The organism is Mesorhizobium sp. M2A.F.Ca.ET.039.01.1.1 (assembly GCF_003998035.1).
Classification (GTDB): Bacteria; Pseudomonadota; Alphaproteobacteria; order Rhizobiales; family Rhizobiaceae; genus Mesorhizobium.
Genome location: NZ_RZRY01000085.1, coordinates 1 through 14,625, shown reverse-complemented (window position 1 = coordinate 14,625; position 14,625 = coordinate 1). Strand labels below are relative to the sequence as shown.

The 14,625-nt window shown below is 66.2% G+C and carries 18 protein-coding genes; 10 read left to right on the top strand and 8 right to left on the bottom strand.

Annotation, left to right across the window (positions count from 1 at the left end; genetic code table 11):
* Window positions 1-408: 408 nt before the first annotated feature.
* Together EOA24_RS41525 and EOA24_RS09690 are read left to right on the top strand one after the other, a co-directional pair.
* The gene (locus EOA24_RS41525) at window positions 409-498 is read left to right on the top strand and encodes a putative RiPP precursor (RefSeq protein ID WP_189343172.1); all 90 of its coding nucleotides are present in this window, start codon (window positions 409-411) and stop codon (window positions 496-498) included.
* 205 nt (window positions 499-703) lie between these two features.
* Window positions 704-1,057, top strand: coding sequence for a cupin domain-containing protein (locus EOA24_RS09690; RefSeq protein WP_126083375.1), 354 nt, complete (start codon window positions 704-706; stop codon window positions 1,055-1,057).
* 523 nt (window positions 1,058-1,580) lie between these two features.
* On the opposite strand, the gene EOA24_RS09685 is transcribed toward EOA24_RS09690, so the two are convergent.
* The 5 genes from EOA24_RS09685 to EOA24_RS09665 form a co-directional block, all read right to left on the bottom strand.
* Window positions 1,581-2,372: an acyltransferase gene (locus EOA24_RS09685; RefSeq protein ID WP_126083374.1), complete on the bottom strand. Its 792-nt coding sequence runs from the start codon at window positions 2,370-2,372 to the stop codon at window positions 1,581-1,583.
* A 123-nt stretch (window positions 2,373-2,495) separates the two neighbouring features.
* On the bottom strand, window positions 2,496-2,717 hold the full coding sequence (locus EOA24_RS09680; protein ID WP_126083373.1) for an alkylphosphonate utilization protein: 222 nt from the start codon (window positions 2,715-2,717) through the stop codon (window positions 2,496-2,498).
* Window positions 2,718-2,926: 209 nt separating this feature from the next.
* A complete protein-coding gene (locus EOA24_RS09675; protein ID WP_127252655.1) occupies window positions 2,927-3,160 on the bottom strand; it encodes a hypothetical protein in 234 nt (77 codons plus the stop codon).
* A 32-nt stretch (window positions 3,161-3,192) separates the two neighbouring features.
* Entirely contained in the window at window positions 3,193-3,435 is a 243-nt protein-coding gene (locus EOA24_RS09670; protein WP_108702863.1) for a hypothetical protein, read from the bottom strand.
* Window positions 3,436-3,522: 87 nt separating this feature from the next.
* Window positions 3,523-3,753, bottom strand: coding sequence for a hypothetical protein (locus EOA24_RS09665; protein ID WP_126083372.1), 231 nt, complete (start codon window positions 3,751-3,753; stop codon window positions 3,523-3,525).
* A gap of 89 nt (window positions 3,754-3,842) precedes the next feature.
* Between EOA24_RS09665 and EOA24_RS09660 the strand changes: the two genes are divergently transcribed.
* The 3 genes from EOA24_RS09660 to EOA24_RS43850 all read left to right on the top strand — a co-directional run bounded on the left by EOA24_RS09660 (window position 3,843) and on the right by EOA24_RS43850 (window position 5,470).
* Complete coding sequence (locus EOA24_RS09660; protein WP_126083371.1) at window positions 3,843-4,772, top strand: hypothetical protein; 930 nt, start codon at window positions 3,843-3,845, stop codon at window positions 4,770-4,772.
* Between the two features lie 315 nt (window positions 4,773-5,087).
* Window positions 5,088-5,282, top strand: coding sequence for a hypothetical protein (locus EOA24_RS09655; protein ID WP_126083370.1), 195 nt, complete (start codon window positions 5,088-5,090; stop codon window positions 5,280-5,282).
* 65 nt (window positions 5,283-5,347) lie between these two features.
* The gene (locus tag EOA24_RS43850; protein ID WP_281058744.1) at window positions 5,348-5,470 is read left to right on the top strand and encodes a hypothetical protein; all 123 of its coding nucleotides are present in this window, start codon (window positions 5,348-5,350) and stop codon (window positions 5,468-5,470) included.
* Between the two features lie 467 nt (window positions 5,471-5,937).
* Here EOA24_RS43850 and EOA24_RS09650 read toward each other — a convergent pair whose 3' ends face one another.
* Complete coding sequence (locus tag EOA24_RS09650; protein WP_126083369.1) at window positions 5,938-6,846, bottom strand: LysR family transcriptional regulator; 909 nt, start codon at window positions 6,844-6,846, stop codon at window positions 5,938-5,940.
* A 134-nt stretch (window positions 6,847-6,980) separates the two neighbouring features.
* Between EOA24_RS09650 and EOA24_RS09645 the strand changes: the two genes are divergently transcribed.
* Window positions 6,981-8,408 (top strand): MFS transporter, encoded by a 1,428-nt coding sequence (locus EOA24_RS09645; RefSeq protein ID WP_126083368.1) that lies wholly within the window; start codon window positions 6,981-6,983, stop codon window positions 8,406-8,408.
* 447 nt (window positions 8,409-8,855) lie between these two features.
* On the opposite strand, the gene EOA24_RS09640 is transcribed toward EOA24_RS09645, so the two are convergent.
* Both EOA24_RS09640 and EOA24_RS09635 read right to left on the bottom strand, forming a co-directional pair.
* Window positions 8,856-9,095, bottom strand: coding sequence for a hypothetical protein (locus EOA24_RS09640; protein ID WP_126083367.1), 240 nt, complete (start codon window positions 9,093-9,095; stop codon window positions 8,856-8,858).
* Window positions 9,096-9,267: 172 nt separating this feature from the next.
* The gene (locus EOA24_RS09635; RefSeq protein WP_126083366.1) at window positions 9,268-9,666 is read right to left on the bottom strand and encodes a low affinity iron permease family protein; all 399 of its coding nucleotides are present in this window, start codon (window positions 9,664-9,666) and stop codon (window positions 9,268-9,270) included.
* Between the two features lie 643 nt (window positions 9,667-10,309).
* Between EOA24_RS09635 and EOA24_RS09625 the strand changes: the two genes are divergently transcribed.
* From EOA24_RS09625 to EOA24_RS09610, 4 genes are all read left to right on the top strand, one after another.
* Window positions 10,310-10,621 carry a hypothetical protein gene (locus EOA24_RS09625; protein ID WP_126083364.1) on the top strand — a complete coding sequence of 104 codons (312 nt, stop codon included), beginning with the start codon at window positions 10,310-10,312 and terminating at the stop codon, window positions 10,619-10,621.
* 223 nt (window positions 10,622-10,844) lie between these two features.
* Window positions 10,845-12,215, top strand: a complete 1,371-nt coding sequence (locus EOA24_RS09620; protein ID WP_126083363.1) for a nodulation protein NfeD — start codon at window positions 10,845-10,847, stop codon at window positions 12,213-12,215.
* Complete coding sequence (locus tag EOA24_RS09615) at window positions 12,212-12,970, top strand: slipin family protein (RefSeq protein WP_126083362.1); 759 nt, start codon at window positions 12,212-12,214, stop codon at window positions 12,968-12,970. The genes EOA24_RS09620 and EOA24_RS09615 overlap by 4 nt, the downstream gene beginning before the upstream one ends.
* A 158-nt stretch (window positions 12,971-13,128) precedes the next feature.
* Window positions 13,129-14,625 (top strand): PAS domain-containing protein (locus EOA24_RS09610; RefSeq protein WP_127409767.1); only part of this gene is annotated, 1,497 nt, incomplete at its 3' end.

Sequence of the window (14,625 nt, the reverse complement as noted above, 5' to 3'; positions counted from 1 at the left end):
CCGGAGCGCTTTCCAGAAAGACGGCCGTCACGCTGAAGGCCGGCCACCGGCGCAGACAGCCGGCGCGCCGCAAGCAGCTGCAGGCCGCGGAGTGAAGGCGGAGCGCCCGCCAGTCGCGTGGTGTCGGCATAACGGTGGGGAAAAGAAAAACTCGCCGGACCTAACCCTGATGCCCAAACCCACAGGCCCGGCGAGATTTAAACCTGATCCCTCGATCAGGACCGGCGGGAGGACACCGGCAATCTCTTCATAGCAAGACGAGTGCCAGTCCCGAAACGGGACAGTGATGCTTAACGCCGTAATCCCTGCGGAACGTCTGTTAAGTGTTGCTAATGTGCTACAGCTTATAGGCCGCGCCAGCTTTAAAGTTGCACATGCGGACCTACGAAGCCTTGAAAGGGGGGTGCCTTGAAGAAGACCTATGAGAAGCCTGTTCTGGCGAAGCGTGAAAAGCTGAGCGTTGTCACCGCAACGCCGCCATCTTCCATTCCGACCTGATCTGGCCGGAAACCGAAAAGCCCGCCATCCGGCGGGTTTTTGATTCTGGATGCAACTCGGCCGAGCTGAACCCCGCTGATCCTCAGCTGCGGACCGTTAGGCATCCGTCGCCACATCGCCTTCCGCTGTCGTATCGCCGCGTGCAACCCATGCCGCCATCGGCTATGCCGTCGCCAGCCAATTCCGGCGAACCGAGGAGCATTCGATGACCAGACCCACCATTCTCAAATTCGGCGCCGTCGAGCATGCCGATGGCGGCGACCTGCCGGGCTGGATCGCGGTCGAGGGTTCCCCCACGATGCAAACCGCCGTGCAGCACACCACCGAGGACGGCAAGGTGATGTCCGGCACCTGGCGCGCCTCGCCCGGCACCTATCATGCCACCTACACCGACTATGAATTCGTCCACATGATCGCCGGCCGCATCATCATCACGCCCGACGGCGGCGAGCCGGTCGAGGTCGGCCCCGGCGACGCCTTCGTCGTCGAGGCGGATTTCAAGGGCACCTGGAAGATCCTCGAGCCGGTGACCAAGCATTTCGTGGTTGTGGTGGGCTGAGGCGCGGCGCCGAAGCTGCTAATCTCCCCCTCGTGGGGGAGATGGCCGCAGGCCAGAGGGGGGCGCATTGAGGCGCCGACGCCCCTCCGGTCGTCATCCTCGGGCTTGACCCGAGGATCCATGCCGTGACCTTCGCCGCGAAGCGCGGCGGTGCAGAATTCTGTACCCGTTGCAAAGCCTTAGCGTCACGGCATGGATCCTAGGGTCTGCGCGCGTCGCTTCGCTCCTTGCTCCGCCCTAGGATGACGAACGGGTGGGCGTCGTCGCCCTATCTTCCCACCTTCGACATCACCCTTTTCTCCACCTCCGGCTCCAGCGATTCCGCGAAGGGCGTGGCCATATGGTGCTGGTCGCGGAAGGCGAGCTTGCCGTCGAGGAAGGCGTCGCAAAGTCGGTGAGGTCGACGTAAGCAGCGTTGGGGATGCTGTCGACGATGTCGCGCTCAACCGTATGGCGTCGTTGGCCGTGTCGCCGCCGCGTCCCGCCATGATGGCTCGGCCGCGCTGGCGGCGATGATGCGCTGCTACGGATCGAGGTCGCGCACGGCAAGCCTGGCATTGCCGTGGGCGGCTGCGACGCCGGTGCCGGTCAGGAGGAGGACCGGCACCGGCGCCCGCGCCGCATTGGCCATCAGCCAGCCGTTGCGACGGATCGGGTTCTCGATGAGGTGGCAGGTAAGGGCGGACAGCGCCAGCGTCAGCGCGAGGCAATGAAGCCGTTCGATGGGCGTCAGCTCCGGCGCCAGCATGCCGGCATAGACGATGACCGGCCAATGCCACAGATGGATCGAATAGGAGAGCCTGCCGCTCCATTGCAAAGGCGGCAGCGCCAGGGCGGCATTCACCCAATTCCGCTCGGAATCGGGTGAGTAGCCGTCCCTGGCGCCGGCCGCTCCCGCCTTGAGCAGAAGGACCGCGCCGGCGACAGGCAGAAGCGCCAGAAAGCCGGGGAAGGGAGCGTCCTCGCTGAAGGTGAGATAAGCGGTCCCGATCATCGTCAGGCCGGCCAGGCTCAACGCCCGCCCCAGCAGCGGACGCGCCTGCAAAAGCCGCGCCGGCGCCATCGATGCGAGGCCGCCGGCGGCAAATTCCCAAGCGCGCAGCGGCGAGAAGTAGAAGGCCCAGGGCTGCGAAACGTTCGTCGGCCAGGCCCAGAGGATGAAGGAGACCAAGCCCGAGATGACGAAGAAGATGTCGACCCCGGCAAAGCCGCCCGGCAGCGCCGCCAGGCCGAAATGGCAGGCCACGACGCCCGCCACGGCCACCGCCCGCAACCCTTCGATATCGGGTCGGAAATCCTGCGCCGATGCTGACACGAATACGAACCTCGTTAATGCTCGTTCGTATCCCGCCTGAGGCAAAGCCTCGGCCCTATGCGCCGCTATCGCAATGCAACAAATCTAACGCAGTGCAACATAAGGGGAGATGGGATCCCGCAATCACGCCTTTTTCAGGAACTCCGTCTTCAGCACCAGGCCCTTGACCTGCTTGGTGTTGCATTCGATCTCGCCGGGATTGCCGTTGAGGCGGATGTTCTTCACCAGCGTGCCGCGCTTGATCGTCTCGGACGTGCCCTTGACCTTGAGGTCCTTGCTCAGCGTCACGGAGTCGCCATCCTTCAGCGGCGTGCCGTTGCTGTCTTTCACGATAGGGTCGGTCATGGCGGTCTTTCATCAATTGGATGGCCTGCGCCCGCCTATCGCGCCGGCAATGGCCTGGTCAAGCCGCGCGCTTTTCCCCGCGGACCGCAGCCCCTGAAGTCCGCGTAGGAGGCAGGCACTGCCGTGCCAGCGGCGCTAAGCCCCCAGCCCTCAGGATGGCTGGGTGGCTGTTGGCCGGGTCGTTCGCCCGCGCATTTCCCGCAATTGGCCTAGAAATGCAGGTCCAGCGGCTGCGGATAGGCCTGGCCCGGATCCCCGGTCTCCGGCGTCTGGCCCGCCAAAGGCACGATGCCGCCGGTTGCCGTCTGATCGAGCGGCGGCCGATGCTTGCCAGTCGTGGCGGCCTTTTTTTCGGTCACCACGATTTTCGTCTTGGCCCCGGCCCCTTGCGTCAGCGCGACCGAAAGGAGAAGCGCCGTCAGCGCGGATAGGACGATCTTCATGGCCGGTTTCCGTTCCTGGCTCTGCGGCCTCCTCATGGCTTGAAGCCAGATGCGTCGAGCAGCGCGACCTGCTTGCCGTCGACATAGAAGCGTATCGCATGCGCGTCGTTGTCGATGTCGATGCGGGTGGGCGACGCTCCTTGCGTGGCGGGCGTTGCCTTGACGTATTTCGACTGGAATTCCCCCTGCGGCGCGTTGATGAACAGCAGCGCCAGCGCTATGCATCCTGAAACAAACAAGATGAAGGTGAGTGTCGAAGAAGTGGTCGAAGTCATCTGAACATTCCTTCCGGATGAGGTGGCAATACGGTTTGCTCGTCGCCGGCTTTGGCCGGGATTCGGCGTCGCTCGAAATCGAGCGTGTCACAGCTCTGCGAAGGAAGGGGATGACGTGCTCAAGCCCACATTCAGCGCGTTTTTCATGACGGTCTGCCCCTTGCCCGCAGCGAGCTTAGCGCCGGCTGCCCGGGGGCAAAGGGCGGCCATGTGGAAGGGCGTGGAATTCTGCGGAATTTCCGCGGTATAGGCCTGTGGAAGGTTGGGATGCGGACATCGGGCGCAGGACGAAAGTCCGGCGCGCAGCGTCGCGACCATGCGTATCATCACGAGTCGACGCCGTGCCCGGGGGCGGCCGCGGCCAGGCATGATTCTCGGAAGGGCATGGGGTCCGAGGGGGCGCTTCGATGGCACAACATATCGCGCAGAAGCTGCGGCTGACATCGGCCCTGCTCGGCACCGTCACCCGCAAGGATCTCGCGGCGGCGTTCCGTTCCGTCAACGCCAGGACGGCATTCGATCTCGGCCGCGCCGACAAATGGCTGCAGGGCCGGGCTCAGCCGCGCGAGCAAAGCGTCTACGACGATTGGGCGAAAGTGCTGCGCCTCGAGCAGCCCGGCGCCTGGATCGCCGAGAGCGATCTGCCGAGCTTCGCGGCCGCAATCGCCGCCCGCCACGGTATTGACGCGGCGGAGCTCGAACGCCGCGCTCGCGCTCAGTCCGCTGCCTCGCCCGGACATGACGACAAAGGCATCGGACTGGCGCTCGCCGGGACCTATGCCTGGTACTCTCACGCCTGGTCGCCCTATTATCGCGGCCAGCTCATCAGGGGCCGCCTGGCGATCGAGGCGGGGCCCGGTGCGCATGCCTTCAACGCCATATATCGCGAGACATCGCCGACCGGGCAGTTGCAGTTCTCCGGGCCGGTCACGCCGGCAAAGCGCAGCCTCTATCTGCATCTGAAGGAGGTGGGCGGCGAGGCGCAGTCCTTCCTTTGCCTGTTCCCGCATACGCAGCCGGTGAGCGTGCTCGGCGGCTATATGGTCGGCACCGCCATCTTCGCCCCGGAAGCGCAGCCCTCGCTCACCAGGATCCTGTTGGTGCGCCTGCGCGATGCGCCCGCCGCCGAACAATGGGGCCCCCTGCCGCCCGGCATCTCGATCGCCGCCGACCTGGCAAGTCTCGGCATCGTCATGGAGCACCCGGAAGCGGTCGATCGCCAGCTCGGCCATTTCCTCAGCGCCGACGGCGATGGCGGCGTCAACCAGATCCCGCCGTCCGAGTTCCGCGCCATCGTCAACGTGTTCGACCGCCATTGGCTGCAGCACGCCGGCTAATTGTCCCGTGTCATTCCCGCGCGCGCAAGCGCGATCGGTTACGTTGCAAGCAGCGGCAGAACTGGAATCCGGGACCGGCCAGGAGCGGGCGGTACACTGCATGTGCCCGCCCGTCCGGCGCCGCCGCCAAGCTGCTGAAACCCCGTCCGTCCCCAACAGCAACGGTCATGGCGTGACCAGTGCTTGCGGAGTGCCATTGGCGCGGTGCCCTGTCAACGCCGTCGCCGAGGGCTCAAGAAGCGCCTTTTTAGCCGCCTTTTTCGCGCTCGAAGCACGCTTGGCAGTCATGCTGGGGCCACGGCGAAGAGCCATGAAATGGCGGAATTCCGGGCATTTCCGATGTCCAGCATACCGCGCCGCACATATATGCGTATCCGCTTGAATAAGCTGATTTTTCGCCAGACCGACTGTCCCTTCGATCCCGACTTTTTTTGGGTGCATTTCGCAGCGCGGCATCGGGCGACCGGCAGCGGCCGATTTTCCCTTGAAGCGGCATCGGAGGCTCTGTGAGCCATTTCATGATGTTCTCATGAAATGCATGGTAGAGTATGGCGCAAGCGAAGGGGGAAGTTGCGATGGCCAATCGGTTGTTCGAGATCCTTGCCAGACGGCGCGGGTGGCTGGACCGGGTCGCGTTGGGGCTGCTTGTCTTCCTGGCGACCCTGGTCGCCGCGCTGATGGGCGGCGCCAGCGCCTAAAGCAATTCCGGCAAACGGATCGACTATTCTCTGTCCGATCGCTTTGAATTCGAAGGTCGCGGGCCTGAGCCGCACCGGCCGTGATCCACCTCTCGCCGCTCAGTCCTGCAAAAGAGGAGGTGCGCCGTAGCCGCGCAGGCCGGTTCCGTTGCAGGCCTGGCAGGAAACCCGTTGTCCGGGGCAATTGTCGCGCAACGTGCCCGAGGGACAGCATGAGCTTTTCGACGCCACCTGCTTTTCACACTCGAACACCTTGCCGGCGCCCAGGCACCGGGGGCACGCGAACTTCCTGAATTCGCCCAAGCGAGCCTCCGGCTGTTGCAAAAGCGCCCGGCAACGCGCTGACCATGCCGTGGGTTCCATGAACGGCACGGTTTTTCTTGCGCGCAGTATACGTTAGTTAAGGCTAACGTTAACGAAGTGCCTCCCGCGGCGCATCGTTGGTTCCCTCGCCGCGTCAATCCCTTTCAAGGGCCGGGATTACGCGCCCCGCCGCACACCTCCTTCACCAGCCCCCGCAGCCACCGATGCGCCGGATCGGCATCGAGCCTCGGATGCCACAACAACGAGATCGTCAGCGGGGCAAGTTTGACCGGCAGTGAAAAGGTGAACAGGCCCTCGCGCAGCGTGCCCGTATAGCGCTCCGGCACCGTGGCGATGAGGTCCGAGCCCCGCGCCAGCGCCAGCGCCTCGGCGAAGCCGCCGACCACGGTCGCGATCGTCCGCGTCAGCCCGGCGAGTTCCAGCGCGTCGTCTACCGGGCCGCGATCGAGCCCGCGCCGCGAGATCAATATGTGGCGTCCGGCCGCGAAGCGGGCGGCGGTGACGCGGCCTTCGCTTAACTCATGGCCGGCCCGCGCGACGCCGACGAAGCGGTCGCGGAACAGCGCCCGCGAGCGCACCTCCGGCCCGGTCGTGGTGCCGATCACGCCGGTCTCCAGATCGACCTCGCCCTCGCGCATCGGGCCGCTGTCCTTGTCGGGCTTGGGCACGAAGCGCAATTGCACGCCCGGCGCTTCCCGCGACGCGCGGGCCAGCAGCGCCGGGCCGAAATTCTCGACGAAGCCGTCGCTGTTGCGCAGCGTGAAGCTGCGGTTGAGCCGCGCGAGGTCGAGCCGCTCGGCGGGCCGCAGCATCGCTTCCGCCTCCTTGACCAGCCGGCCGACTTCCGCGCCGAGCTCCGCGGCGCGCGGCGTCGGCACCAGGCCTCGCCCGGCGCGCACCAGAAGCGGATCGCCGGTCGCCTCGCGCAGCCTCGCCAGCGCCCGGCTCATCGCCGAGGGGCTGAGCTTCAGCCGCCGCGCGGCCCTGGCGACGCTGCCTTCGGCAAGCAGCACATCCAGCGTGACGAGCAGGTTGAGATCGGGTCGCGACATAGGCGCAACCATAGCATGGTTGTTGCTCGGTGACATGGCGTTTCGTGCACTGATCAAGTGCAAATGCTGCGCGTTCCGCCATATCCGCTGGACGCCTATCTTCCCGGCGCATTTCACCCGACGGAGAAGACATCATGGCCGATATTGCCGAGACCCGCGCTGCGCCCGTTAGCCGTTCGACGGCGGGTGCGCTGGCCAGCCTGTCTCTGGCCATGCTCGTCTCGTCGCTCGCCACCAGCATCGCCAATGTCGCGCTGCCGACGCTGAGCGTGGTCTTCGCCGCGTCCTTTCCGGCGGTGCAATGGGTGGTGCTTGCCTATCTGCTCGCCATCACCGCGCTGATCGTCAGCGTCGGGCGCCTCGGCGATCTCGTCGGCCGCCGGCTGCTGCTGATCGCCGGCCTGGCGCTGTTCAGCGCCGCCTCGTTTGCCGCCGCGCTTGCCCCGTCGCTGGCGCTGCTGATCGCCGCGCGCGCCGTGCAGGGGCTGGGCGCGGCAGTGATGATGGCGCTGACGATAGCCATCGTCGGCGAGACGGTGCCGAAAGAGCGCACCGGCAGCGCCATGGGCCTGCTCGGCACCATGTCGGCGATCGGCACGGCGCTCGGCCCATCGCTCGGCGGCGTGCTGATCGCCGCTCTCGGCTGGCGCTCGATCTTCCTCGTCAATGCCGCGCTGGGCGGCGCCGCGCTGCTCGCCGCCTGGCGCTTCCTTCGAGCGGCGAGTATCCCGCGCCAGGCGGCGGGCGCGAAGGCCCGCTTCGATGTGCCGGGCACGCTGCTGCTCGCTGCCACGCTCAGCGCCTATGCGCTGGCGATGACCAGCGGGCGCGGCCATTTCGGCGGCCTCAACGCGGCGCTGCTCGGCGCGGCCGCGGCCGGCGCGGCGCTGTTCGCCGTCGCCGAGGCCAAGGTGGCGTCGCCCCTGGTCAAGCTCGCGCTGCTGCGCGACAGGGTGCTGGCGCCGAGCCTCGCCATGAACGCGCTGGTCTCGACAGTGATGATGGCCACCCTGGTCGTCGGCCCGTTCTTCCTGTCGCGCGCGCTGGGCCTGAGCGAAGCGGCGACCGGAGCCGTGCTGTCGATCGGCCCCGTGGTCTCGGCGGTCTGCGGCGTCATTGCCGGGCGTATCGTCGATCGGCTGGGGGCGGCCGCGATGGTCGTCGCCGGCCTGGCGCTGATGGTCGCCGGCTGCGCCGCGCTCACAGCGCTCCCGGGCCTCTTCGGCGTTGCCGGCTACGCGGCGGCGATCGCCGTGCTCACGCCGGGCTACCAGCTGTTCCAGGCCGCCAACAATACCGCCGTCATGGCCGATGTCGACAGAAGCGAGCGCGGCGTGGTGTCGGGCATGCTCAGCCTCTCGCGCAATCTCGGCCTCGTCACCGGCACGGCGGTGATGGGCGCGGTGTTCGCCTTCGCCGTGGGGACGAGCGATATCGCGGCGGCGGCCCCGGCGGCCGTCGCGCGCGGAATGGCGATGACCTTTGCGGTGGCTGCGGGGTTGGTCGTCGTCGCGGTTGCAATTGCGGTTGCCAGCGGTCGGAGGGAGCGCTGCAGCGCCTGATTTCCGGAGCCCAGTCTGCGCTGTGACACAAGGATGCGGACGCGAGGCGATGCCCGGCGGGAAGGAAAGGGAGACTCCGTTAACAAATGCAAATGTCAGAGCTGAGAAGTGTGCGCAGTCTCACTCAGGCCAACGCATGGATGGTCTATAACGTCTACACGGGCAGGGCGGGGCAGCGCTTCCGCGGACTGTCGAGTGGGCGTGGCGGGGAGGTCGAAGCGATGCATGAAACATGGTGGCAGCGGCGGGAAGCTCAGCCTCTGATTCCTGAGCGTGAACTTCGCTTTATGATGAAACTCGGGCGTGTGGAGCGCGACGAGGCGATGAGATTGCTGGGGCGATACCGTGGGGACCGCGAGGCGGTATATGCCGAGTTGAGAAGGCGCGATATGATCAGGGTACGCAACGCGCGGCCTCACTGATCACTTCATGCGGCCCCTCGGGAAGTTACAGCCCGAGCGTCCAGCCGGCCGCAGTTTCAGGTCTCCTGTTTGGCCGGAATGGCGCAACGAAGACGGCCGGCCGATGCGTGATCTCGACGAATGCGGCTGCGGCGGTCTCGACGGCATCGGCTGAATGGTCGACCCTGTCGAAGCGCTTCACCACGCGCTCATGCAGCATCGACAGCCTTGCGGCCCGGTGGAGATCGGCGCGCTTCTCGCCGTGCATGTCGAGCGGGGCGAACATAACCATCCCCAAAAACGGCGATGCCCGGCATTTTGTTCCGATCGGCCCGCGTGACAACGCTGCGCCGGGACGGCTTCCCGGAGGCTTCCGCGATCGCGTAATTTCGCCGCCGCCTGAGAGGCCTATCTTTGCCTGGCGGCGGTGCCCATTCCGCCTTCGGCCGGTGCCTCAGCTACCCCAACGAACCCCCACCCACTGCGGCGCCGGCCTCATCTCTCGCGCCGTTTAACGCCTCTGACGCCGCCAGGCGCCCGGCTTCGATCTCCAGTGCCATCAGCTTGGATTTGATCTCATGCGGCTCGGCATGTTCGAGCCCGACCACGTCGTTGCGCGTCTGCTTCAGCGCAATGACGATCTCGTCGAGCTTGGCGTGGATGGCGGCGGTGTCCCGGTAGCCCTGGATGAGGACCACCCCGGTGATGATGATGGCCGCCACGGACAGGGCATAGGTCACCACGCCTGTAAGCCCGAGCGGCACCAGCAGCGTGCAGGCGGCCATGGCGGCAAGCATCGCGTAGAAGCCGGGCGGGCGCGACAGGAAATCGGCGATGCGGAAGAGCAGGCGGTTCATCGTCCGACTATCCGAGCAGCATGCCGGCTACCAGCACGGTGAGCAGCACCGATGCCGGCACCGCCAGAAGCCAGCGCGCCTCCAGAACACTGTTGCGATCGTCGTCCATGTTCATTGCTCCTCTTGGCGGGCGCCCTGCCGCGAATTCCCCGCCGGCAAACGAGGCTGGGAAGCTTTCGTTCCCCAATCCGGCGACGGTCGCAAAGCGATGTCGGACTGAGGTCGGACGGGCGTGCGAAGAGGACCGAGCGCCGCAACCAAAGCCAGGGCTTCGCATTGGCACGCGCGCCGATTTTTCGCGCGTCGCCGATAGGGGAGCACACATGAGCCTTGATAGACCGACAGATGATTTAGACGACCAACCCTACGAGCCGGCGCCTTCGCCAGCAAATACGGCCTGCCGCCGCGGCTCGCCAAGACGATGATCGAGGCCAACGGCCCCGAGCGGCGCGCCTGCGACGCCGCCGCCAAGACCTACCTGCGCTACATGGCGCTCCGGCGTCGGCGCGAAAGCTGAGCCTGCCGCCGGCTGTGCTTTTCCGCCTGGCGCGGTCCCATTGCGGATGCAACCCGGGCGGGAACCAAAGCGGAGGGCGGCGGTTTACCCGGCGAAGGGATGAATTCAGGAATTAGGAAAAGAGCAATGAAAACAGTGCTTCTTGCCGCCCTGGCGCTCTGTGTCGCAGCGCCCGCCTTCGCCTCCGCGGCCGAGGCCGATGTCGTCATCAGGACACATAACAGGCATCACTATCACCACCGCCCGGCGGTCGTCATCAATGACGAAGGCCACCGTCTTCACCACCGCCACCACGGCACGGTCGCCTTTTACGACAATGGCAAGCGCGCCTGGCGTCACCGCCACCACCGCCGCGACGACACCGTGATCGTCACGGGTTCGATCGGCCACCGGCACCATCACCGTCCGGTCGTGGTCGAGAGCGACTCCGACTATTGACGCAACGCGGCCGGGTTGTGCGCAGCGAAGCACGGGCCGGCCGCGTTGTTTCCCGATTTTATTCCTAGCGCAGGCCTCCCGCGGCGCCGGATCGTCCGAGTAGGGCTGGCCGCCTTGTGATCTCGCTTGAGCGGCCTTGCGAGGCAAGATGGCGCGTTGCGCCTCAACGCCCCATTGGACTTCGCGGCGACACAACCCATATTTGAGCCATGGAGCGTTGAGCGTGAGCATCGCGCGAGTGGCCTTCTTCGCCGCCGCTCTTTTGGGCGCGGCCGCCGTTTCTGCCTTCTCCTCAGCCGGGAGCGGGAAGGTTGCGTTGAGCATCGCCGTCGACGGCGCCATTGGGCCGGCAAGCACCAGGCAACTCGAGGAGGCGCTCGACACCGCCGCAAGGCGCGATGCCGCGGTCCTCATCCTTCAGCTCGATACGCCGGGCGGCCTCGTCACCTCGATGCGCGAGATGATCGCCGACATCCTAGCCTCGCCTGTGCCCGTCATCGGTTATGTCGCGCCCTCCGGCGGCCACGCGGCCAGCGCCGGCACCTACATCCTCTACGCAACCCACGTCGCGGCGATGGCGCCCGGCACCAATCTCGGCGCCGCGACGCCGGTCGAGCTCGGCGGCCTGCCGTCGCTTCCAGGCGGCGAGAAGGACAAGGACCAGAAGGACGCAACCGGGCAGCCGGCCGGCGACGCGATGATGGCCAAGGTGACCAATGACGCGGTGGCGCTCATCCGCTCGCTCGCCGAGATGCGCGGGCGCAACGGCGACTGGGGCGAGAAGGCGGTGCGCGAGGCGGCGAGCCTGTCGGCCAACGCCGCGCTGCAGGAACATGTCATCGACTTCGTTGCCCGCGACACCACCGAGCTTCTGGAGCTTGCCGACGGGCGCACCGTCGAGGTGGCCGGCAGGAAAGAGGTGCTGGCGACCAAAGGGCTGCCGGTCGAGACGCTGGAGCCTGGCTGGTTCATCCGGCTGCTGGCCGTCATCACCGACCCGAACACGGCAGTCATCCTGATGCTGGTCGGCGTTTACGGCATCGTCTTCGAGTTCACCAGCCCCGGCGCCGTGGCGCCGGGCGTCATCGGCACCATCTGCCTGGTGCTCGGGCTCTACGCGCTGAACCTCCTGCCGATCAACTATACCGGTCTCGCCCTGATGCTGCTCGGCGTCGCCTTCCTGATCGTCGAGGCCTTCAACCCAACCGTCGTGCTGGGGCTGGGCGGCGTCGCCGCCTTCCTGCTGGGCTCCGCCATGCTGCTCAAGGTCGAAGGGCCGGGCTTTGCCATGTCGTGGGCGGTGATCGGCCCGGCCGCCGCGCTGACGCTCGGCCTGGCCTTGCTCACCGGCACCTATGTCTGGGCGGCGCGCAAGAATCCGCCGCGCGTCGGCGGCGAGGCCATGCGCGGCCTTCCCGTCGAGATTCTCGACTGGCAGGGCGGCGAGGGGCATGTGCTGGCTTTGGGCGAGCGCTGGCGGGCGAAGGCAGGCGAGCCCATGCAGCCCGGCGACCGTGTCGAGGTGATCGATGTCAGCGACCTCGTGCTGACGGTGCGGCGTCGCGATGCAGGCAACAACGGAGCAATAAAATGATGGTCGGTTACGTGGCCTATCTCATCATTGCCGTGGCCGCGATCATTTTCCTGGCGGCGGCAATCCGCATCCTCAGGGAATATGAGCGCGGCGTGGTCTTCACGCTCGGCCGCTTCACCGGCGTCAAGGGCCCCGGCCTGATCATCCTCGTCCCCTTCGTCCAGCAGATGGTGCGGGTCGACCTGCGCGTGGTGGTGCAGGATGTGCCGCCGCAGGATGTCATCTCGCGCGACAATGTCTCGGTCAAGGTCAACGCCGTGCTCTATTTCCGCATCGTCGACGCCGAGCGGGCGATCATCCAGGTCGAGGATTTCATGGCCGCCACCAACCAGCTGGCGCAGACCACGCTGCGCTCGGTGCTCGGCAAGCATGAGCTCGACGAGATGCTGGCCGAGCGCGACAAGCTCAACAGCGACATCCAGGAGATACTCGACCAGCGCACCGATGCCTGGGGCATCAAGGTTTCCAATGTCGAGATCAAGCATGTCGACCTCAATGAGAGCATGATCCGCGCCATCGCCAAGCAGGCCGAGGCCGAGCGGCTGCGCCGCGCCAAGGTGATCAACGCCGACGGCGAGCAGCAGGCGGCGGCGAAGCTGGTCGAGGCCGGCCGCATGCTGGCAACCGAGCCGCAGGCCATGCAGTTGCGCTATTTCGAGGCCCTGCACGACATCGCCGGTGAGCGTTCGTCGACGGTGGTGTTCCCCCTGCCGGTGGAACTGCTCGGGCAGTTCATGAAGGCGCATGGCAAGTGAGGCCCTGACCCTGCTCCTTCCCATCGTGTGGGGGAGGGGCTTCGCCAAGGGGAAGCCGCGTTCGCGGCGCAACCGGGGAACCGCCTTGGGTGGCGGCCTTAACCCGGAAACAACTTTTCAGGTGCTTTTAATGACCCGATCGGAGGTCGGTCGGCGTCATGTGGCAACACCTTACGGCAAATCTGGCTGCGGTGGCGCTGTTCGTTTCCGGCTGGAACTACGTGCAGCCCTGGCTTGAGGGGCGCTCGCAAAAGTTCAGGCTGCTTGTCTTCGGCTGCATCATGGGCTGGGGCGCCCTGGCCTCCATGCTGTTGACCGTCGAGATTCGGCCGGGCGTCCTGCTGGATCTCAGGACGTCGCTGGTTGCGACGGCCGGCCTGTTCGCCGGCCTGCCGGGCGCATTGGTGGCCGCCGCCTTTCCGCTGGGATACCGCATCGCCATCGGCGGCCAAGGCCTCACTGCCGGACTGGTCGGCATTGCGGTGGCGTTCGCCGCCGGCGTTCTTGCCAACCGCATCATCGGGCGCCGCCAGACGCGCGTCTGGCAAGTGCTGGTGTTTGCGGTCTGCGTTGGCCTGTCCGGGCTGGTACCGATCTCGATCCTGCCGCAGACGGCCGTCCCCGTTATCGACGCGCGCCTCGTGCTGCCGCTCATCGCGCTCAATATGGCGGCAACCGCCGTGGCCGGCCTCGTCGTGCTGCACACGCAGCTTGTCACCAAGGAGCGCAATCTGCTGCGCGCCGCGGTCGCCCAGGCGCCGGACTTCTACTACGTCAAGAACACGCGCGGCCAGTTCGTCGCCGTGAACCAGTCCGTCGCCGCCTTCCACGGCTACGACCATCCGGTCCAGATGACGGGCAAGACCGACTTCGACATAGCGGACCCTGCGCGCGCCCAGACCCTCTTTGAGCTCGAGCAGCGAATGCTGGAAACGGGCGAGGGGATGGCCGATTTCGAGGAGCAGGTCCCCAATGCGAAGGGCAATCTCCGTTGGTTCTCCACCTCGAAGACGCCCGTGCGCGATGTCGAGGGCAACATCATCGGCCTCGTCGGCGTCACGCGCGACGTCACGGCGCAGAAGCAGCTCGAACAGGCATTGCTCGAAGCCAAGAACCAGCTTTCCTACGCGCTGTCGGAAATGTCGGACGGACTTGCCATGTTCGATGCCGAAGGGATGCTGATCTTCTGCAACGAGCAATACCGGGACTTCTTTCCGCTCACCGGCGACCTGCGCGTTCCCGGCACGAGACTGCGCGACATCCTCGAAGCCGTGACGGTGACCGGTGAGCAGGTGGGCATCCCCAAGGGTCACGAACGGGAGTGGATAGACAATGTAGTCGGCGCGCTGCGCACGCCGGGCGAGCAGCAGATCAAGCTTTTCGACGGCCGCTGGCTGATGTTGCGGACGAGGCCAACAGAGGCAGGCCTGGCGCTTGTGGTCGTCTCCGACATCACCGAGATCAAGAGCACCGAGGGAGAGCTGACCACGCTCAGCAACCAACTGGCGCAGCTTGCCAACACCGATCCCCTGCTTGGCGTCGGCAACCGCCGCGCCTTCGATCAGAAGCTGGCCGGTGTCGTTGCCGAGGCAAGCCAGTCCGACCGGGAATTCGCGCTGCTGTTGATCGATGTCGACTCCTTCAAGGCCTATAAC

Bases quoted from the DNA above. Each gene is read 5' to 3' on its own strand.
- EOA24_RS09675 (WP_127252655.1), bottom strand. From the start codon at position 3,160: ATGAAGATCGTCCTATCCGCGCTGACGGCGCTTCTCCTTTCGGTCGCG.
- EOA24_RS09625 (WP_126083364.1), top strand. From the start codon at position 10,310: ATGAAAACAGTGCTTCTTGCCGCCCTGGCGCTCTGTGTCGCAGCGCCC.
- EOA24_RS09680 (WP_126083373.1), bottom strand. From the start codon at position 2,717: ATGACCGACCCTATCGTGAAAGACAGCAACGGCACGCCGCTGAAGGAT.
- EOA24_RS09690 (WP_126083375.1), top strand. From the start codon at position 704: ATGACCAGACCCACCATTCTCAAATTCGGCGCCGTCGAGCATGCCGAT.
- EOA24_RS09650 (WP_126083369.1), bottom strand. From the start codon at position 6,846: ATGTCGCGACCCGATCTCAACCTGCTCGTCACGCTGGATGTGCTGCTT.
- EOA24_RS09635 (WP_126083366.1), bottom strand. From the start codon at position 9,666: ATGAACCGCCTGCTCTTCCGCATCGCCGATTTCCTGTCGCGCCCGCCC.
- EOA24_RS09640 (WP_126083367.1), bottom strand. From the start codon at position 9,095: ATGTTCGCCCCGCTCGACATGCACGGCGAGAAGCGCGCCGATCTCCAC.
- EOA24_RS09655 (WP_126083370.1), top strand. From the start codon at position 5,088: ATGGCGGAATTCCGGGCATTTCCGATGTCCAGCATACCGCGCCGCACA.
- EOA24_RS43850 (WP_281058744.1), top strand. From the start codon at position 5,348: ATGGCCAATCGGTTGTTCGAGATCCTTGCCAGACGGCGCGGGTGGCTG.
- EOA24_RS09660 (WP_126083371.1), top strand. From the start codon at position 3,843: ATGGCACAACATATCGCGCAGAAGCTGCGGCTGACATCGGCCCTGCTC.
- EOA24_RS09670 (WP_108702863.1), bottom strand. From the start codon at position 3,435: ATGACTTCGACCACTTCTTCGACACTCACCTTCATCTTGTTTGTTTCA.
- EOA24_RS09665 (WP_126083372.1), bottom strand. From the start codon at position 3,753: ATGGTCGCGACGCTGCGCGCCGGACTTTCGTCCTGCGCCCGATGTCCG.
- EOA24_RS09615 (WP_126083362.1), top strand. From the start codon at position 12,212: ATGATGGTCGGTTACGTGGCCTATCTCATCATTGCCGTGGCCGCGATC.
- EOA24_RS09645 (WP_126083368.1), top strand. From the start codon at position 6,981: ATGGCCGATATTGCCGAGACCCGCGCTGCGCCCGTTAGCCGTTCGACG.